Raw genomic sequence first — 19,995 nt, 5'->3', positions numbered from 1 at the left:
AATTTCCGCCAAATTGCTTTCAATAATAGAAAAAATGTGGCGTAAACGCAGAAAAGTGCAGTGAGAAGATGGCGTCCCCAGCGGGAATCGAACCTGCATCAGCCCCTTAGGAGGGGGCCGTTTTATCCATTAAACTATGAGGACGCAATGCCGAATGGCAGGCGCCATTCTAACAAGAAAGCCGCCTGGGCGCACGGTATGTCGCGCAAGGCAAAGCGCAATCAGTGTTCGCGGCGGATACGGCTATTAAAATCATCGAGGATTTTTTGCTCGCGTTTGTTTTCTTTGGCCATTTCGCTGCGCTCATGCCGATCGCGTAGGGCTTCGAAGGCTTTCACCTTACGCTCACAATCCTGCCAGCTGATTTTGCGCTCTTGATACAGCTGAGCCAGCCGCTGCACCTCATTCCCCTGTTGCTGGGCGGCGCCATCCAGTTTGGCCAGAAAGAGCTGAAAATCCCGCCACTGAATCACTGACATGCCTTGCTGGCCATTTTGAGTCAGGCGGGCGCGGTATTCATTGCGGAACGCGTCCACCTGCTCGAGTTTGGCTTGCGCTTGTAACCACGCGGCTTGCGCCGTTTGCATCGCGCGCGAGGCTTCCTCGCGCTCATCCAGCGCCAACTGCAGTAAAAAAGCAAAACGGAATGCGGCCACGATCAATCCCTAGCGGGTGGCTTAACCAAAGAGCTGCGCCAGCTTCATTCTAGCGCCCTCATACCCTTCACGCTCGGTGATGGCCTGCTGCAAGAAAGCCTCAAAGGCCGGATGGCGACGAATGGCCTCATCCAGCACCGGATCGGAGCCCGGCACATAGGCGCCGACGCTAATCAGATCTTTACTGCGCTGATAGCGCGAATACAGATATTTAAAGCGGCGCACGAGCTCGAATTCATCGTGGCGGATAATGTCGTGCATCACCCGCGAGATCGAAGCTTCAATATCAATGGCCGGATAATGGCCAGCCTCGGCCAGCTGCCGGCTTAACACAAAGTGCCCATCCAAAATAGCCCGGGCATTATCGGCAATCGGGTCTTGCTGATCATCGCCTTCCGAGAGCACGGTATAAAAAGCGGTAATCGAGCCACCACCTTCGCGGCCATTCCCGGCCCGCTCCACCAATTGTGGCAACCGGGCAAACACCGAGGCCGGATACCCTTTGGTGGCAGGGGGCTCGCCCACAGCAAGGGCAATTTCGCGCTGCGCCATCGCATAGCGAGTCAACGAATCCATAATTAGCAGTACATTCCGCCCCTGATCACGGAAATACTCGGCAATACTGGTGGCATAAGCCGCACCATACAACCGCAACAGCGGCGAGGTATCGGCTGGCGCCGCCACCACTACACTGCGCGCCCGGCCTTCTTCACCCAGAATGTTCTCGATGAAATCCTTCACCTCGCGGCCGCGCTCACCAATCAGGCCCACCACCACCACATCGGCTTCGGTGTAGCGCGCCATCATCCCCAGCAAGACCGATTTACCCACGCCCGAGCCCGCAAACAAGCCCAAGCGTTGCCCACGCCCAACCGTCAGCATGGCATTAATGGCGCGTACCCCTACATCCATCACGTGGCGGACGGGCTCACGATCCATCGGGTTATAGGCGCGAGAAAACAGCGGGTAGTAGGCTTCGTTATGTAGCGGGCCTTTGCCATCGAGCGGGCGCCCCAAGCCATCCAGAATCCGCCCCAACAACCCCCAGCCCACCGGCACTTGCCGGCCATGATCTTCGGCACGGCGTTGCGCGGGGCGAGGCCGGCCGTATTCGGGCCGCCAGGCCGCCACGTCTTCACGTGGCATCACGGCAGCCCCCGGCTCTACGCCGTAAATCTCGGTAATCGGCATCAGAAACAGCCGCTGCTCGTGAAAGCCCACCACCACGGCTTCGACTTTATGCCCACTGGGTGTCATCACGTCGCAGGATGCGCCAATGGGTAAGCGTAGGCCCACGGCTTCCAGCACCAAGCCGGAAACCCGTGTGAGTCGTCCACGTGGCAACCATGGCCGCACCGCCTGCACCGCGGCGCCGCAATCACGCAGATAGGCCTGCAGATCATTGAGCATGGCGATTAGCTGTCCGGCGCGGCTGGCGCGGCGACATCGGTATCGCGCAGCAAATATTCATCCGCGACTTCGGGCTCGGCAAGTGGTGCAGTCGGAGTGACCGTAGATACATCACCCATGTATTGCTCGCCAGACCATTCAATAGGCTGCTTTATTGGCAATACCCCGGTTATTTTTTCCCAGCGACTAGCCAGCGAATACTCAAGCTGGGTCACCGGGGTTTCGATCCGGCAGCTACCACTGGCCAGCTGCTCATCGGGGATGATTTTCCAAACATCGGGGGGTAATTCAAACTGCAAATCTTGCGCCAGTAAATCCAGATCGCTGGGCGCCAAATAAAGTCGTGAAGGATTGCTAGGGCTAGGGATCAGGTCGAGCGCCTCGCGAATCTGCGCTAGGCGCAATTTCGGGTTCTCATGCATTGCCTCACCCACCATTTGCCGCGCCACCAGCAAAGCCAGTTCCAGCACGCTATCGGCCAAAGCGGGCTCCGCCGCTTGCAACTGCGCAGTGGCGTTACTGAGTACGTTTTGCAATTGCTGCAACTCGGCGGCCGCTTGCGCTCGGCCTTCAGCCAAGCCCGCCTGATAGCCTTCTTCATGCGCCTGCTGCTGAATCGCTTCGATTTCTTCGGCTGTTGGATACGGCATCGCATCGGCCACTGGGGCGAGATCTGCAGCCACATCAGCCTGCTCTTGCTCTACCGGCTCGTGCACTGACTCAGCCAGTTCCTCTGCCACTGGCTCAGCGGCCGCGCTCATTTCGGCAGCGGGCTCGGCCTCGGCGCTTGCTGTTATATGCACCAGTGGGTCGAGAAAAGCCGGGCGCTTATGGTCGCCCAGTAGCGAATTAAACTGCCAGCGCTGAAACTCCGAAAGCTCTTCGCTCGGGATAATACGACGGTTTGGTGCAGTCACAGCGCGCCTTATTCAATCATGCCTTCGCCGCCGCTACCGCCAAGGACAATCTGCCCTTCATCGGCCAGGCGACGAACGATTTTGAGGATTTCTTTCTGCTCGCCTTCCACCTCGGACAATTTAACCGGCCCTTTGGCTTCGAGGTCTTCGCGCAGCATTTCTGCCGCCCGCTGTGACATATTTTTGAAGATTTTTTCGCGCAGCGCCTGGCTGGTGCCTTTCAGAGCCACCACCAGCGCATCGGATTGGACTTCGCGTAGCAGCAACTGAATACCACGATCGTCGATGTCCATGACGTTGTCGAAGGTGAACATCTTGTCCTGAATCTTCTGCGCTAGCTCAGGGTCGTATTCGCGAATATTGGCCACCGCCGAAGCTTCGACCACGCCGCCCATAAAGTTGAGGATGTCGGCGGCCATTTGTACCCCGCCCATCGCACTTTTCTTGAGTTTATCCGAGCCAGACAACAACTGGGTCAGCACATCATTCAGCTCTTTGAGCGCAGCTGGCTGCACGCCTTCCAGCGTGGCGATCCGCAACAAGACATCGTTACGTACCCGCTCGCTGAAATTACTCATGATTTCGGACGACTGATCGGGCTCGAGGTGCACCAGAATCGTGGCGATAATCTGCGGGTGCTCGTTGCGGATTAATTCCGCCACCGCGGTGGAATCCATCCACTTCAGTGATTCGATGCCGTTATTGTCATTGCCCTGCAAAATCCGGTCGAGCAGATTGGCTGCTTTATCGGTACCCAGCGCTTTGGTCAATACCGAGCGAATGTACTCATCGGCCGCGCCCAGATTGGCGCGGTTTTGCGTGGCGGCGATAAAGTCGCCCAGCACCGAGTCGATTTGCTCGCGGGTAACCGATTGCATATTGGCCATTTCAAAGCCGAGCTTCTGCACTTCTTTCGGGCCAAGAAACTTAAACACCTCAACGGCAGCTTCTTCACCCAGCGACATCAGCAGCAGCGCGCTTTTGTGCACGCCATCTTCATTCATATTGGACGGCATATAAGCTCCTGCTTACGCGACCTTGTTCGGGTTTTTGTCCTTCTCATCCGGTGGATTCATCCACTCACGCAAAATGGTGGCCACCATCCGGGGATCATTTTTAGCCAGCTCTTTAGCCTGCTGCAAGAGATCGGCAAAGGCCGCCATTTTGTTCTGTTCTTCCGGTGATTCATCACCTGTGCCCTGCTCCAGCGCAAAGATATTGCCGCTGCCAGCCTCGCCCAAATCGAGCTCGACATTGGTTTCCTGCTCTTTGCTGCGCGTGAGGTCTTTCATCAGCGGCCGCACCACGAAGAACAGCAGATACAGTGAAGCAATACCGATCACCAGCATCTTAATCACGTCGAGCGCATTATTCTGTACGTAGGTAAGCGCTTTATCCTGTAGCGGTTTTTCTTCCAGCGGAATCGACTCCGCAAAGGCCGCATTCACCACATTAATCGAATCACCGCGCTCTTTGTTGTAGCCAATGGCTTCGCGCACCAAATTATTGATCTGGGCCATTTCCGCTGGGGTAAAGGGCACGTAGGCCACTTTACCACTCTTATCCTTGCCCGCTTTGTAGTTCAGCACCACAGCCGCCGACAAGCGCTTGACCACGCCAACGGGCTGTTTCACATGCTGAATGGTTTTATCCACCTCGTAGTTGGTGGTGGCTTCTTTGCGCAAATTGGTCGCGCTCACCGCCTCCGCCGCCGAAGCACCACTGGCGACTGGCGCTGTAATCGGCGCAGTAGCCGCGCCTGGCGGCTGGTTGGACAACGCACCTGGCACGCCCATCGCACTATCGGTGGCAGAGCGCCCGGACTGATCCAGCGTCTGCTGGCTGCGAATTGCGGCAGCATTGGGTGGCGAGTTGGGTTTAAAGGATTCGGACGTTTGCTCGATTTCGGCAAAATCAATTTGGGCGGTCACTTCCGCACGCACATTGTCTTTGCCCACAATCGGAGTGAGGATGGCTTCAAGCCGCTCAACAAAGCCACGCTCAATTTGCCCCACATATTGCAACTGTCGCTGATCAAGATTGCCACGCGCATTTAGATCGGCGCTGCGCGACAAGAGATTGCCATCCTGATCAACCACGGTGACATTCGCCACCGGCATACCGGGAATGCTGGAAGAAACTAGATGGATAATCCCGGCGATTTGCCCGCCATCCAGCTGACGGCCCGGATGCAAAGTAAGCACCACTGAAGCTGAGGGCTTTTGCTGATCCCGCAGAAATACCGTCTGCTTGGGGCTCGCGAGGTGTACGCGCGCTTTTTCTACCGCCGAGATGGACTCGATCGAGCGAGTCAGCTCACCTTCCAGCGCGCGTTGATAATTTACTTGTTCGGCAAACTGCGACACCCCGAATTTCTGGTTGTCCAGCAATTCAAAGCCTACATTGCCAGCTTTGGGGAGTCCTTGGGCAGCCAGCTTGAGGCGAACATCATAGATCTGCTCGGCGGGCACCGAGATCATGCCTGCATCGAGTTTGTAGGGGATTTTCATCTGCTCAAGCGACTGGACGATGGCGCCGCCATCTTTGTCGGGCAGATTAGTAAAAAGTATACGGTAGCTCGGCTCGCGAGTGTAAAGTAGTGAGCCCGCAATCGCCGCAATCAAAACGGCTAACACCACCATGGCAAGAATCTTGCGGCCAGCAGGCAGCGCGTCAAAGCGTTGCCGCAGACCACCAATATTTCTTCCCGTCACCAAGGTGTTATCTGCCGCGACGCCTGCTTCTGCCATACCCTACCGATAAGCTGGTTGCAGGATTAAACCTGCATGTTCATAACTTCCTGATAGGCAGTCACCAGCTTATTGCGGACTTGGACCATGGTTTGAAAACTTAAGCTCGCTTTTTGCAACGACACCATCACATCTTGCAAATTGGCATCCGGGTCGCCTGCTTGAAAAGCGACCTGTTGAGCTTGAGCATCCTGCTGCACTTGGTTGACTTGATCGATCGATTGCTTGAGCACGGCCGCAAAATCGGGGCCTTCGGTCGCACCTGTCGGCGCATTTGCTGGTTGCCCAGCAGCCAGAGCCGACATCGATCGTAATTCACCGAGCAGCTGATCAATTCCTTGCACGCTCATGACTACTTACCTTCCTTGCAAAATTGTAGGGGCGCACGCTGCGGGCAGCAAGCACTTCCTACACCCTGTCGTCTTTTAAATGGGCAATTCGCCATCTTCTTCACGGTATTGCGCTAGCTTATAGCGCAGAGTCCGCTCACTCATCCCTAATCGTTCTGCCGCTTGCTTACGTACGCCGCCACAGGCCAGTAATGCATCGAGGATCATGGTCTTTTCCATATCCTTGATATTTTTGCCTACCGGCATGGGTTCAAGCGTTGATTCAACGCCCGCAACCGCGGCAAAACTTGCCGCTGCATGCGGCAAATGCAAATGTTCGGCGGCAATTTCTTCCGCCGGCGCCATAATTAAGGCTCGCTGAATAACATTGTCGAGCTCGCGAATATTGCCCGGCCAACGATGCGCACATAAGGCTTGCTGGGCACTGAGCAGTAAAACTGGCACTCGGCGTTTTTGCGCACCGGCATACCGATGAAGCATGTTTTGTGCCAACGGCAAAATATCCGCCGCCCGATCACGTAGCGCCGGAATCGCCAGCGGAAACACATTCAGTCGATAAAAAAGATCCTCGCGAAAGCGCCCTGCTGACACCTCCGCCGCCAGATCTCGATTGGAGGTGGCCAAGACCCGGATATCGAGCGCAATCGGCTTATGACCGCCCACTCGCTCCAACTCCCGCTCTTGCAACACGCGCAATAACTTGGCCTGCAGCGCCAGAGGCATTTCACTCACTTCATCCAGCAGCAGTGTGCCGCCCTGCGCCTGCTCAAACTTACCCAAATGCGTGGCCGCAGCACCAGTAAACGCCCCTTTTTCATGGCCGAATAGAGTGGATTCCAGCAGTTGCTCTGGGATAGCCGCACAGTTAATCGCCACAAATGGCTTGTTCGCACGAGGGCTTTGCCGATGAATAAAACGTGCCATCACTTCTTTGCCGACCCCCGACTCACCAGTCAGCATGATCGAGGCATCTGAACTCGCCGCCCGCCGCGCAATTGCCAGTAGTTGCTGCATTGGGGCCGACTCGGCCACCATCGCATCCTCGCCCAAATCAGGCAGCAGGAAGCGCTCCACTTGCTCCAGCAATTTGTGTGGCTCGAAGGGCTTAGGCAAGTAGTGACTGGCGCCGGCATGCATTGCGGCCACGGCCTTCTCGATCACCCCATAGGCGGTCATCAAGATCACCGGCAAGCATGGGTAGCGCTGTTTGATTTCCTGTAGCAGGGTTTCGCCATCCATAGGCTGCATCTGCACGTCCGACACCACCAATCCCACTTGATGATTTTCCAGAATTGCCAACGCGCTTTGGCCATCTTCCGCCACGAGCACGCTATAGTGATCCAGCTCCAGCGTATCAATCAGCGCCTCTCGCAGGTCATCGTCATCTTCAACGATCAATACCGGCAAACCCATCCATTTTTCCTTTTTACTTCAAATCACTCAGCGCAATCTTGCTTCTGAAAATGCGCATTAAATCCGTAACGCGCGGCTACTATTGGCATTCACCCACGCCATCACCCGCTGCGACATATCTTTCAGCGGCACAATCTCGTCCACGCCGCCCATCGCAATCGCTTCTTTCGGCATGCCAAACACCACGCAGCTTTGCTCGTCTTGCGCAAAATTGTGCGCCCCCGCCTGATGCATTTCCAGCATGCCCTGGGCTCCGTCTTTACCCATTCCGGTAAGGATCACGCCTACCGCGTTGCGGCCGGCGATATTGGCTGCAGAGCGAAACAGGACATCTACCGAAGGCCGATGCCGATTAACCGGCTCGGCTTTCGAGAGCTCGCAAATATAGTTGGCACCGGATACCCCCAGCAGCAAATGCGAATGCCCCGGCGCAATATACGCGTGCCCCGGCAGAATGCGCTCGCCGTGCTCAGCTTCTTTCACGGAAATACGGCATATGCTATCTAGGCGGTTGGCAAACGATTTGGTGAACGACTCGGGCATATGCTGGGTAATCAGCACCGCCGGGGCATCGGGCGGCAAAGGCATCAGAAAATCTTTCAGCGCCTCGGTCCCACCGGTTGAGGCGCCCACGATAATCAGCTTTTCCGACTTCAGCAGAGGCCGCGATGTTTTAGGCAATACTGCGTCCGCCGTCCGATTGGGGGCAACTGGAAGATGCGTCATGCTATGGGGTTTCGCTTTGGCGGCCATGCGGATTTTTTCGCGAATCTCTTCGGTGTAAGCATCGATTTTACTTGCAATATCGACTTTCGGCTTAGCAATAAAATCAATTGCCCCCAATTCCAGCGCTTTAAGTGCCACCTCGGAGCCTTGCTCAGTGAGCGAAGAGATCATTAGCACCGGCGTCGGCTTGAGCCGCATCAGCCGCTCTAGAAAATCCAAGCCATCCATTTTGGGCATTTCGACATCAAGGGTGATGACATCGGGATTCAAATTGCGAATTTGCTCCCGCGCTACCAATGGGTCTGGAGCAGTCGCCACGCACTCCATGTCCCCGGATTTATTGATAATTTCCTTGAGCAAGCTGCGGATTAAGGCCGAATCATCCACAACTACAACTTTGATTTTTGCCATCTTGTCACTCCCTACGCCACGCCCTAGCTAAATAGCTCAACATCACCACCCATATCCAAATGCGTAAGGCGAGATTCGTAGCTTTTTTCGCGTTCCACGATAGTGTTGTTGTGGACTGTTTTGAGTTTTTTTACCAACACTCGGCCCGTTTGCGGAAAGAAATAGACTTTCCGTGGATAGATATCGAGCAAATCCTGCGCCACAATTGGGATGCGTTCGAGTGCTAAAAAGGACTTCACAAAGTCTGCGTTGCGCAAACCCACATTGTTCACCGTAAACCCGCGCAGCACATTGCCACCGCCAAATACCTTAGCCTCGAGGCGGTTTTTGCTCGCGCCATTTTTCAGCAGCTGATTAATCAGCATTTCCATTGCATAGGTACCATATCGCGTTGAGAGCCCATTCACCGAGGCCATCTCTTCGTGCGAATCGGGTAGCATAAAATGATTCATACCGCCGATCCCGGTCACCACATCGCGGATACACGCGGCCACACACGACCCCAGCACGGTCACCAGCACCATGTCGCGGGTGGTGACGTAGTATTCACCGGGCAAGATCTTGGCTGCCTCGGATTGAAAATTCTTATCAAAATACAAGCTAGGCGCGAGGACTTCTTCATAAGGATGGGTCATGAGCGACGCCCCCACTCCTGCAGCGCCCGCTCTGTGAGGCTATAAGTGGTTTTGCCAAAGGGGCGATACCAATCGGACATATAGTGCAGATTTTCGGAGTGGCCCACGTATAAGAGCCCATCAGGCTTTAAGCGTCGCCCCATTTTTTCCAGAATTTGCCGCTGTGTGGGCTGATCGAAATAAATCATCACATTGCGGCAAAAAATCGCATCAAACTGCCCTTGCAGTGGCCATTGTTCACTCAGCAAATTAATCTGCCGAAAATCGATGAGGCTACGCAGCGGTTTTTTCACGCAGACTTTACCTTCATTGGGGCCAGCGCCTTTCAAGAAAAACCCCCGTTTACGTTCTAGCGATAATTTTTCCACTCGATCTAGCGGATAAACCCCGCGCTCGGCGGTGGCCAGCACATGGGTATCCAGATCCGAGGCAATAATTTCAACGGCGGGATTGGCGCTTTGGCAGGCTTCAAAAGCAGTCATCGCCAGTGAATAGGGCTCTTCTCCGGTGGATGATGCGGCACACCAGATCCGAAATGGTCGCTCACGCGTCCGTTCAATTTGCTCAGCCAGCATATCGAAATGATGTGCTTCGCGAAAAAACGCCGTCAGATTCGTGGTGAGTGCATTTACAAATTGCTGCCACTCCTCCGCATCCGGATTAGCCTGCAACATATCCAGATACCCCGAGAAGGTATCCATCCGCAAAGCACGCAATCTGCGGGATAGACGGCTATACACCATCTGCATTTTGCTTTCATTGAGCCGAATGCCGGCATGCTGATAAATCAGCGCCACCACCCGTTTAAAGTCTTTTGGGGTGTAGGAAAATTCGTGCTCATTGGGCATCAATAAGCCAACGGGCTGCTCAGGATTGGGCACCATCAACTCCCGCCATCAGAGGGAAAAATGGGGGCCGCAGCCCCCAACTGGTTTGGGCAGGGCCTACTTAAAACTCTTCCCACGCATCATCATCGCCACCGATCTTGGGCACCGGCCGGCTCGCTTTTGGCGCTGCCGCCACTGCTGCCCGCTTTGCCACGGGCGCACTTACTGCGGCGCGCTTGCTCAGCGTAGGCAAGGTTTTGCCGCCCGCTAATTTAAAGATCCCGACGGTTTGCGTGAGGTTGCCCGCCTGCTCCTCTAGGCTTTCTGCCGCCGCAGCCGCCTCTTCGACCAAGGCTGCATTTTGCTGGGTGTTTTCATCCATGTGGGTAATGGCCTGATTCACTTGCTCGATTCCGGCGCTTTGCTCGTTGGAAGCCGCCGAAATCTCACTCATGATGTCAGTCACTCGCCGCACCGCACCCACGACGTCTTCCATCGTGTGGCCAGCCTGATCGACGAGTTTCGAGCCGGCCTCGACTTTCACCACCGAATCACCAATCAGGGTTTTAATTTCTTTCGCCGCCGCCGCTGAGCGCTGCGCCAAATTACGCACCTCAGAAGCCACTACCGCAAAGCCACGGCCCTGCTCGCCCGCACGGGCCGCTTCTACCGCGGCATTCAAAGCCAAGATATTGGTCTGGAAGGCAATTCCATCAATTACCGCGATAATGTCGACAATTTTCTTAGCGGATTCGTTAATTTCCGACATGGTCGCCACCACCTGGCTCACCACTTCACCGCCTTTCACTGCGATATCCGAAGCACCAATCGCCAGCTGATTAGCCTGCTTGGCGTTTTCGGCATTTTGTTTCACCGTGCCGGTCAGCTCTTCCATGCTGGAAGCGGTTTCTTCCAAGCTTGCTGCTTGCTGCTCAGTACGACTCGATAGATTGCTATTGCCGGCCGAGATTTCCTGCGCCGCCACATTAATGGCCCCCGCCGCTTCCTGAATGCTGAGTACGATCTCAGCCAAGCGCGCACAGGTGAGGTTGCAATCGTCTTTCAAACGCCCCAACAGGCCGTGGTAGTCGGCAGTAATATTTTGCGTGAGGTCACCCTGCGCCAAACCAGCCAGCACCCGGGCGATATCATTCATCGCCCCTTCGGTGGAGCTCGCCATCTGATTCATCCCTTCGGCCAGTTTGAGCATAAAGCCCTCTTTACCTTCGGGATTAATCCGGTGACTGAAATCGCCATTGGCTGCCCCCGCCACCAGCGCATTAACCTCATTTTCCACCGCCACTTCCGCGGTGCGATCAACCCATTCCACCACCGAACCCAACCGTTTACCGGTGCTATCGACCACGGGATTAGCAATTAGCAAAAAGGTCTGCCCGGCTACCGTGATTTGCGAGCGATAAGTGCCCTGCAGATTGGAGAGCAAGCTGGCTTGATGACTTGGATTGCGATGGAAACCATCCATACTGCTACCCAGCAATTTATTCACATCAAAATTCGGCAGTACTTTGCGCAATTCATGCTGCACTCGTGACAGCATATTGGTTACCGCACGGTTCATATAAATAATGGTACGGTTTTCGTCGGCCAGCATCACATTGGTGGAAGTGGAATCCAGCGCGCCCAAAATACGGGCTCGCTCATCCGACACCACTTTTTCGCGCTCCATCTGTGCTATCAATTGCGTCTGATCCAGCCATTCCACCACATACCCGCTGCGCTGGCCGTTTTCGCCCCAGACTGGATTAATGGTCAAGGCAAAATTACGGCCACCAATCGTGAGCTGGGCTTTATGGGTATTACTCAGTTGCGCCAGCATATTGCGCTGATGCTGCGGGTTTTTATGGAAACTATCGATATTGGTGCCAACCACCGTTTGGGCGCTAAATTGCGGCAGCTCTTTGCGCAGATCGGCTTCGGCCGCGGCTAGGAGCTGATTTTGCGCTTTATTGCAGTAAATGATATTGCGTTCAGCATCGGCGATCATCACACTGGTTGATACCGAATCAAGCGCGGTACGGATACGGGCATTCTCAATCGCGACACTTGCAGCTTGACGCAGCGCTTGCTGCATTTGTCGGATGCGGGCGAGCAAACTCTGCTCATCGCCGGCGTGGCTGGGCAAGTCTTGTTGCAAATTGCCTTGGGCAATATTGGCAACCATTGCTTGTAGATTTTCCAGCTCATCGCCCAGTTGGGACCGAACTCGACGCAACAGCACAAAGCCGATAAACACGGACAAACCCACGGCAATCGCCCCCAACAAAAGGGCTAATTGCTCCGCATGGCGGGCAGCCTCTTGCAGTTCTTTCGCGGAGCTCAATGCGCCCTGCTCTTCCTGACTACCCATCGCCAAAATGGTGTCACGGTAACTGTTATACACGGTGCGCATTTCACCCAGCACCAGCGAACGCGCGGCGCCTACATCACCACTATCCAAGAGTTGCTTAAATTTATTTTGCACCTGAATAAAATTGGCGCGCTGAGCTTTAATACTTTCCAGCTCTTTTAAAGCTTCATCATCTTTCAAGCTTTGTGCTTGCTGATCTAGCTCGGTTACTAATGTGCCGATATTCTGGCGCGCTTCCAATATTCGCTGCCACTCTTCTTCAACCAGGCGTTTATCCTCTGGCGTAGCGACACCAATAATTTGCATATTGCGCAAGGCACGCGCAATCGTATTCACTTCATTAAAAATATGCTGGGTTTTTACATAATGCGGCAAGTGATCACTGGTTAATTCATCCACAGCATAAAATGTATTACTTGCCGCCCGATAGGCTGAAATGGACTGCACCAGCAAAACGACAATAATTGATAAAATACCGAGCATAAGTAATCGAGTTAATCGCAGATTATGCATTTCACCCCTCCCTAAGCGGCCACAGCTTCAACCAAAGCCATATCCGCACTAGTCATTAGTTTTTCGATATCCACTAGAATAATCATTCGCTCTTCGACGGTCCCCAAGCCAAGGATATAAGCGGTGTCGAGTGCGCTACCAAACTCAGGGGCCTGGCGCAATTGCTCGGTCGACAACGTCATTACATCCGAAACACCATCCACCACAATCCCGATGGTGCGCTGAGCGACATTTAAAATAATCACCACCGTAAATTGATCATAGGTCACATTGCCAATATTGAATTTAATCCGTAAATCGACAATGGGCACGATATTGCCACGCAGGTTAATCACACCTTTAATAAAATTCGGCGCATTCGCAATACTGGTTACGGCGTCATAACCCCGAATTTCCTGTACTTTTAAAATATCGATCCCGTATTCTTCCCGCCCCAGCGCAAATACCAGCAATTCGCGGCTGACGTCGTCTTCTTTATGAGCCAGTTCCATGACCCTACTCCTTACACCAGTTCAGCAATTTGTTCGGCGGGCGTTACTTGCTGGGCCATTTTTACCAGCGCCGCCACATCAAGAATAAAAGCCACATGCCCATCGCCCATGATGGTGGCCCCAGCCACGCCACTTACTCGGCGATAGTTGGTTTCCAGATTTTTCACCACTACCTGATGCTGACCGAGCAAATCATCGACAAACAGCGCCACTTTCTGGCCTTCAGCCTCCAGGATGATGACCAAGCCTTCTTCGTAGCTGGTTTTGCGCGCGGTCAGGCTGAAAATGTCATAGAGGGCAATTAAAGGCAGGTATTCACCGCGCACATTGATCACCGTACCGCGCCCAGCCATGGTTTTGATGTCAGCCGCGCGCGGCTGCAGCGATTCGATAATGAAGGTGAGCGGAATAATGTAGAGCTCGTCAGAGGCGGAAATCGACATGCCATCCAGAATGGCCAGCGTTAGCGGCAGGCGAATGCTCATGGTTGAGCCCACCCCGGTCATGGACTGGATTTCAACCCGGCCGCCCATAGCCTGGATGTTTTTGCGCACCACATCCATCCCTACACCGCGACCGGACACATCGGTGACTTCAGCGGCGGTGGAGAAGCCAGCCTCGAAAATCAACATCCAGACTTCGTTATCGCTCATATTGTCGTGGACATTCAGACCACGCTCGCGGGCTTTGGCGAGGATTTTCTCGCGATTGAGCCCCGCGCCATCGTCGCTGACTTCAATGACGATATTGCCGCCTTGATGAAAGGCTTTGAGCGTGAGCGTGCCCTGCGCCGGTTTATTCCGGCTAAGGCGCACTTCTGGCGCTTCAATCCCGTGATCGAGGCTATTGCGCACCAAATGCGTTAAGGGGTCGCTCAGTTTTTCGATAAAGCCTTTATCCAGCTCGGTGTTTTCACCGATCATGCGCAGCTCGACTTGCTTATTCAATTTACCCGCCAGATCACGCACCAACCGTGGATAGCGATTAAACACAAACGAAATCGGCATCATGCGGATCGACATCACAGATTCTTGCAGCTCGCGGGTATTGCGTTCTAGCTGCGCCACCCCAGCCAGTAGCCGCTCATGTGTAACGGGGTCAAGCTGCAAGGCGTTTTGCGCCAGCATCGACTGGGTAATCACCAGCTCGCCAACCAGATTGAGTAGCTGATCGACTTTTTCGACACTAACCCGGATCGAAGTATCACCACCACGCTCGGCCTGGCGCTCGCTACTGGCGCGCACTGCGCTGGGTTTAGCCTCAACCGGCTTCGTAGCCACGCCGGCGGGCGTATTGCTACCCGCAACCGGCACAAAAAAACCATAACCCTCGCCCCCTTGTTCCGTCACTGGCTGCGCCGGCGGAGCAAAGAAGCCATAACCTTCCCCATCCTGCAAAGCGGGCGCTGCCGTCGCGGGCAAGGGGTCAAAAAAGCCAAAACCTTCATCCACGCTTAAATCAGTAGCCGGGAGCGGCAAAGGCGCAAACAGACCAAAATCTTCATCCTGCTGCCCCGTTACCTCGATACTGATGCGGGCCGGATCGAGCAAAAAAGCCATCGCATCAATGAGCTTGGCCTGACTGCTGGCGGTTTTCAGACGGAATCGCCACGGAGTCTGGGCGTCGCCCGGTGAGAAGTCTTCCAGCTCACCATGCCGCTGCAATTCATGGCACAGCACGTCATGCTCGAAACCTTCACCTGCCGCGATGATCACCGTTAGTGCCTGCTGCGGGTTGGCCACGGGCAGCACTTGCTCGCTAGAAAGCTGATTCAGCTGGGCGGTAATCTCGGCAATCGGCGCTGTATCGACAGGGGCATTGTCGCGATGGGCGGCGAGCATGTCTTTTAAGACATCACCCGCGCGCAGAAAAATATCCACCATCGCCGCAGTGAGGGTGATTTCCTGTTTACGCACCCGATCCAGCAGGTTTTCCAGCACATGGGTTACTTCGGCCAGATCGGCAAAACCGAAGGTAGCGGCGCCGCCTTTAATCGAGTGCGCGGCGCGGAAAATGGCATTCAGGTCTTCGGGATCGGGGCTGCCAACATCCAGTTCGAGCAACAAGGATTCCATATTGGCCAAATGTTCTGCCGCCTCGTCAAAATAGACAGCGATAAACTGGCTCATATCGATAGACATACATCCCCCTAACCCGCGCTGCGGCTAGCCAATGACTTTACGTACGACTTCGAGTAATTTCTGCGGATCAAACGGCTTAACCAACCAGCCAGTAGCGCCCACTGCGCGGCCTTGCTGTTTCATCGCATCGCTGGATTCGGTGGTTAGCATCAAGATCGGCGTGGCGGCATACTGAGGCAGACCGCGTAAGGTGCGAATGAGGGTCAGGCCATCCATGCCGGGCATGTTTTGATCGGTGAGCACCAGATCGACCTGTGTGGTTTTGGCCTGATTCACCCCGGCATTACCATCCGGTGCTTCGACCACTTCATACCCTGCACTGCGTAAGGTGAAACTCACCATTTGACGTATGGATGCAGAATCGTCAACCGCCAATATCTTCTTGGCCATACTCCCCCCTCGTACAATATCGTTTACGCCACCATGCTGCGGGTGCAACATGACGAGAACCTGTTTTTTTATAGGCAAGAGTTCGGCGGATTGCCATGGCGCAGCCCGTCTTATTTTCAACCCTTGTCAAGTTATGTTGATTTTTATGCCAGCTTTAACGAAGTCCAAACCATCATGCCGCTGATTTCGCCCCTGCCCATTTTGTATTCTTTCCGCCGCTGCCCCTATGCCATGCGCGCACGGTTGGCCTTGTGGCTGGCCAAGCTTCCACTGGAAATTCGCGAAGTGAGCCTGAAAGCCAAACCAGCCGAACTCTGGGCCTGCAACCCTGCCGGCACCGTGCCGGTGTGGGTCAATCCCAACGGCGAAGCCATTACTGAAAGCTTGGAGATCATGCGCTGGGCGCTGGCGCAACGACCCGAGCTGGCGACATTACTGCAGGATGAAAGCGCACAACTCGCGCTGATCCAGGCGCATGATCGCGAATTCAAGCCGCTACTGGATCGCTATAAATATGCCGACCGCCACCCAGACAAAACCGCGGATGAACACCAATACCTCGCCCTGTATTGGCTGCAAAGCCATATCGAACCTAGGCTAGCGGACAATACCCATCTTTTTGCCAATGAGCTCCGTCTTGCCGATCTGGCCATTGTGCCCTTTATCCGCCAATGTGCCGCCGTGAATGCCCATGCCTTTGCCACGCAGATGAGCGCGCCGCTGCAAGCCTGGCTAGCCCAGCTGACGGGCAGTAATTTATTAACCGAGTGCATGCGCAACTACAGCCCATGGCAAGCAGGCCAAGCGCCGGTGTTTTGCCACCTAGGTGAATAAATCGACGACAGGACGACGCTCAGCCGGCTTGATACAGCGCAAGCGCAGCGCTGTCGGGGCGGTGGCGGCTCGTGCTAGAATACGCTTCATTTTTCGAATGAACTGATTTCAAGGTGCATCATGGCTGGACACAGTAAATGGGCAAATATTCAGCATCGTAAAGGCCGTCAGGACGCGAAACGCGGCCAGGTCTTCACCAAGCTGATCAAAGAAATTACCGTTGCGGCCAAAATGGGCGGCGGCGATGTGGCAATGAACCCGCGCTTACGTCTGGCCATCGATAAAGCCAAAGCGCAGTCGATGCCCAAAGACAATATCGAAAGCGCCATCAAACGCGGCACTGGCTCGTTGGAAGGCGTGGATTACATCGAAACCCGCTATGAAGGCTATGGCCTGGGCGGCGCGGCAGTGATGGTGGATTGCCTGACCGATAACCGCACCCGTACCGTCGCGGATGTACGCCACGTGTTTAGCAAATACGGCGGCAATATGGGTACCGACGGTTGCGTGAGCTTTCAGTTCAAACACTGCGGCTACCTGATTTTCGCCCCCGGCACTAATGAAGATGCCCTGATGGAAGCGGCGCTGGAAGCTGGCGCCGAAGACGTTGTCACCAATGAAGACGGCTCGATCGAAGTCATCACCCCGCCGTACGAGTTTGTAACAATCAAAGAAACGCTGGAAGCCGCCGGCTTTAGCGCCGAAATGGGCGAATCGACGATGCGTCCGCAGGGCGAAACCGAGCTCACCGGCGACGATGCGATCAAAATGCAAAAACTGATCGATGCGATGGAAGCGCTGGATGACGTTCAAAACGTTTACACCACTGCGGTGTTCGACGAACAAGACTAATACACCCCAGCCGTATAGCTAGCTAAGCCTTACTCGAAAAAGGGTTTAGCCATATACCCCAAAGCCCGCTAATGCGGGCTTTGTTTTTTGCTGCGTTACAACTTACGGTCCTTCACGGACTCACGGGTTTGCTTTTGGGCGCGCTCGCCGGCGGGCGCAAAAAGGCGCCGCGCACTTCAAATTTCACGCTTTCAATTGCTGCACCACGCCCATCGCGTAATTCAAGCTGATGCCGGCCGGGCCACGGAAACCATTTGCAAGGGTTGGCGCGGCAAATGAGCTTGCCATCCAGCAGCCATTGCGGCTGGCTGACGCCGCGGGCGCGCAGCATTACGCGCTGATGCTTGGGCGGCACATCGGGGTCGACGGCATAAATACTGCCATCCAGCGGGCTGATGATGCCCGGCGCCTGATTTCGGATCGCCTGGGTTTCGGCCACGATCAACTCGCGTTCGGTGCCGGCCAAAAACCATTCCACCCGGCTGGCTTCGATCTGATTCTGATAGTGCACCGTGCGCTGGGTAACGCCGGCGGGCGCCGCGGGGGCGCGGCTGGCCGGGGCAGTTTGCTGCGCCCGATCCAGCACCGCCAGCCATACGGGCGCCGCGCCATGCATGCCCGAGACATCCCACATCGGCTCGCCACTGGCATTGCCCACCCACACCCCGACCGTAAACTGACGGGAAAAACCGATCGTCCAGTTATCGCGCATGTCTTTGCTGGTGCCGGTTTTCACCGCGCTCCAATAGCGCGTAGACAGCGCGCTTTCCAGCCCGAAGGTGCGGACCCGAGCGGTACGATCGGCCAGAATATCCGCCACGATAAAACTGCTAGCGGGGCTGAGCAGCGCCTGCCGGCGCGGGAGCGGATCAGTGCGCAGCCAGCGCAGCGCGCTACTTTGGCCGCCGTTGGCCAGCGTGCGATAGGAATTGGTTAGCTCCAATAGCCGCACATCGGCCGCCCCGAGCGCGAGGCTGGCGCCATAATAATCCCCGTCTTGCTGCAAGCTACTGAGCCCCAGCGCCGCCAAGCGATCCCGCAAGGCTGTGGGGCTCACCATTTCAATCGTGCGCACAGCCGGCACATTCAGCGATGCGCCCAAGGCGCTGCGCACCGACACCAGCCCTTTGAAATCTTTGGCGTAATTTTGCGGCGCATACAGGCCGCCGGCGGTTTGCAAATCCAGCGGGCTATCGTCGAGCAAACTGGCGGCGGTGAGATAACGGCGCTCAATCGCCAGCTGATACAAAAAGGGTTTGAGCGTTGAACCCGCCTGCCGCAGCGCGGTTACTCCGTCCACCTCGGCGGCATTCGACAGCCCCGCCCCGGCCGAGCCCACCCAGGCCAGAATATCGCCGCTGGCATTATCCAGCACCACCACGGCGCCATCTTGCACATTGCGTTTGGCCAGCGCCGCCAAATGCCGCTGTAGTGCGGCAGTTGCAAAGCGCTGCAAGGGCAAAGACACGGTACTGCGCACCGTACTGCCCGCCGTGAGCGGCCGCTGCGCTAGCAGTTTGCGCGCAAAATGCGGCGCATCGTGCTCAGCCAGCGCATTGCCCGCCCGACTACGCGACAGTGCCATCTCGGTCTCCACCCGCACAGTGCTGCAAGGCTGGGGTTTGGCCATGTCTTGCAAAATTTTGCAGGCCCGGCTGGCGACTCGTGCTACATCCGCATTGGGCCCGCGCAGCAAAGCAGCGGCAATCGCCGCCTCCGTGGCATTGAGGCCACGCGGCAATTTGCCAAACAGGGTGTGGCTAAGGGCACTCAGCCCCACCAGCTCGCCACGAAAGCTCACCAGATTGAGATACGCTTCCAGAATCTCGCTTTTCTGCCAATGCGTTTCCAACCAGCTGGCCGACCAGCCCTGCCCGACTTTTTGCCACAGCGAGCGGCCCTGCTGACCAGCGCGCAAATCCGCATCCAGCAAGCCCGCCAGCTGCATGGTGAGTGTCGAGGCACCCCGGGTGCGGGTATTCCATAAATTTGCCCAGGCCGCGGCGGCCACGCCCGACCAATCGACGCCGCTGTGCTGATAAAAGCGCCGATCTTCCGACACCACCAGCGCATAGCGCATGGCGGGCGAGATATCAGCCAGCGCCACCCAATCGAGCCGGCGCTGCTGCATATCCACCCGTAGCCGTTGCAGCGGCTGGCCCTGACGATCCAGCACCAGCACATCGGAGGAGCGCCAAGCGGCCCTGACCTCGCGAAAACTCGGGTTAGCCAAGGCCATCTGACTGGCCAGCAGTAGCGCCGCCAGCCCTACGCCCCAAGCACGTGGCCCGGTGATTTTCAAACCTAACAT

Annotated in this window: 17 protein-coding genes and 1 tRNA gene; 2 read left to right on the top strand and 16 right to left on the bottom strand. The window is 55.7% G+C overall.

Annotated elements, in window-relative coordinates; all coding sequences use genetic code 11:
* Nucleotides 1–69: 69 nt before the first annotated feature.
* The 15 genes from G482_RS0106150 to G482_RS0106080 form a co-directional block, all read right to left on the bottom strand.
* Nucleotides 70–144: transfer RNA gene (locus G482_RS0106150), tRNA-Arg, on the bottom strand.
* A 77-nt stretch (nt 145–221) separates the two neighbouring features.
* Nucleotides 222–656, bottom strand: coding sequence for a flagellar export protein FliJ (fliJ, locus tag G482_RS0106145; protein ID WP_034619092.1), 435 nt, complete (start codon nt 654–656; stop codon nt 222–224).
* A 21-nt stretch (nt 657–677) separates the two neighbouring features.
* Entirely contained in the window at nt 678–2,066 is a 1,389-nt protein-coding gene (fliI, locus tag G482_RS0106140; RefSeq protein ID WP_028449303.1) for a flagellar protein export ATPase FliI, read from the bottom strand.
* A gap of 5 nt (nt 2,067–2,071) precedes the next feature.
* Nucleotides 2,072–2,983 carry a FliH/SctL family protein gene (locus tag G482_RS0106135; protein WP_028449302.1) on the bottom strand — a complete coding sequence of 304 codons (912 nt, stop codon included), beginning with the start codon at nt 2,981–2,983 and terminating at the stop codon, nt 2,072–2,074.
* Nucleotides 2,984–2,991: 8 nt separating this feature from the next.
* Entirely contained in the window at nt 2,992–3,999 is a 1,008-nt protein-coding gene (fliG, locus tag G482_RS0106130) for a flagellar motor switch protein FliG (protein WP_231550461.1), read from the bottom strand.
* A 12-nt stretch (nt 4,000–4,011) separates the two neighbouring features.
* Complete coding sequence (gene fliF / locus G482_RS17540; RefSeq protein WP_051258775.1) at nt 4,012–5,733, bottom strand: flagellar basal-body MS-ring/collar protein FliF; 1,722 nt, start codon at nt 5,731–5,733, stop codon at nt 4,012–4,014.
* A 26-nt stretch (nt 5,734–5,759) separates the two neighbouring features.
* On the bottom strand, nt 5,760–6,083 hold the full coding sequence (fliE, locus tag G482_RS0106120) for a flagellar hook-basal body complex protein FliE (RefSeq protein ID WP_028449300.1): 324 nt from the start codon (nt 6,081–6,083) through the stop codon (nt 5,760–5,762).
* Nucleotides 6,084–6,158: 75 nt separating this feature from the next.
* On the bottom strand, nt 6,159–7,496 hold the full coding sequence (locus G482_RS0106115) for a sigma-54-dependent transcriptional regulator (RefSeq protein WP_028449299.1): 1,338 nt from the start codon (nt 7,494–7,496) through the stop codon (nt 6,159–6,161).
* Nucleotides 7,497–7,553: 57 nt separating this feature from the next.
* Nucleotides 7,554–8,633: a protein-glutamate methylesterase/protein-glutamine glutaminase gene (locus G482_RS0106110; protein WP_028449298.1), complete on the bottom strand. Its 1,080-nt coding sequence runs from the start codon at nt 8,631–8,633 to the stop codon at nt 7,554–7,556.
* A gap of 23 nt (nt 8,634–8,656) precedes the next feature.
* Nucleotides 8,657–9,268: a chemoreceptor glutamine deamidase CheD gene (gene cheD / locus G482_RS0106105; RefSeq protein ID WP_028449297.1), complete on the bottom strand. Its 612-nt coding sequence runs from the start codon at nt 9,266–9,268 to the stop codon at nt 8,657–8,659.
* Nucleotides 9,265–10,152 (bottom strand): CheR family methyltransferase, encoded by an 888-nt coding sequence (locus G482_RS17535; RefSeq protein ID WP_245575252.1) that lies wholly within the window; start codon nt 10,150–10,152, stop codon nt 9,265–9,267. The genes cheD and G482_RS17535 overlap by 4 nt, the downstream gene beginning before the upstream one ends.
* A 64-nt stretch (nt 10,153–10,216) precedes the next feature.
* A complete protein-coding gene (locus G482_RS20895) occupies nt 10,217–12,976 on the bottom strand; it encodes a methyl-accepting chemotaxis protein (RefSeq protein WP_084414490.1) in 2,760 nt (919 codons plus the stop codon).
* 11 nt (nt 12,977–12,987) lie between these two features.
* Nucleotides 12,988–13,467: a chemotaxis protein CheW gene (locus tag G482_RS0106090; protein WP_028449296.1), complete on the bottom strand. Its 480-nt coding sequence runs from the start codon at nt 13,465–13,467 to the stop codon at nt 12,988–12,990.
* Between the two features lie 11 nt (nt 13,468–13,478).
* A complete protein-coding gene (locus G482_RS0106085; RefSeq protein WP_028449295.1) occupies nt 13,479–15,608 on the bottom strand; it encodes a chemotaxis protein CheW in 2,130 nt (709 codons plus the stop codon).
* 24 nt (nt 15,609–15,632) lie between these two features.
* Nucleotides 15,633–15,998 carry a response regulator gene (locus tag G482_RS0106080; protein ID WP_028449294.1) on the bottom strand — a complete coding sequence of 122 codons (366 nt, stop codon included), beginning with the start codon at nt 15,996–15,998 and terminating at the stop codon, nt 15,633–15,635.
* Between the two features lie 123 nt (nt 15,999–16,121).
* On the opposite strand from G482_RS0106080, the gene G482_RS0106075 reads away from it, so the two are divergent.
* Together G482_RS0106075 and G482_RS0106070 are read left to right on the top strand one after the other, a co-directional pair.
* Complete coding sequence (locus tag G482_RS0106075; RefSeq protein WP_211227573.1) at nt 16,122–16,832, top strand: glutathione S-transferase N-terminal domain-containing protein; 711 nt, start codon at nt 16,122–16,124, stop codon at nt 16,830–16,832.
* A 120-nt stretch (nt 16,833–16,952) separates the two neighbouring features.
* Nucleotides 16,953–17,684: a YebC/PmpR family DNA-binding transcriptional regulator gene (locus G482_RS0106070; RefSeq protein WP_028449292.1), complete on the top strand. Its 732-nt coding sequence runs from the start codon at nt 16,953–16,955 to the stop codon at nt 17,682–17,684.
* A 112-nt stretch (nt 17,685–17,796) separates the two neighbouring features.
* On the opposite strand, the gene pbpC is transcribed toward G482_RS0106070, so the two are convergent.
* On the bottom strand, nt 17,797–19,995 hold the full coding sequence (gene pbpC / locus G482_RS17525; protein ID WP_051258784.1) for a penicillin-binding protein 1C: 2,199 nt from the start codon (nt 19,993–19,995) through the stop codon (nt 17,797–17,799).

This window comes from Chitinibacter tainanensis DSM 15459 (assembly GCF_000429785.1).
GTDB lineage: Bacteria > Pseudomonadota > Gammaproteobacteria > Burkholderiales > Chitinibacteraceae > Chitinibacter > Chitinibacter tainanensis.
Note: the sequence above shows the minus strand (reverse complement) of the source record. Positions and strands in the feature narration are given on the sequence as shown.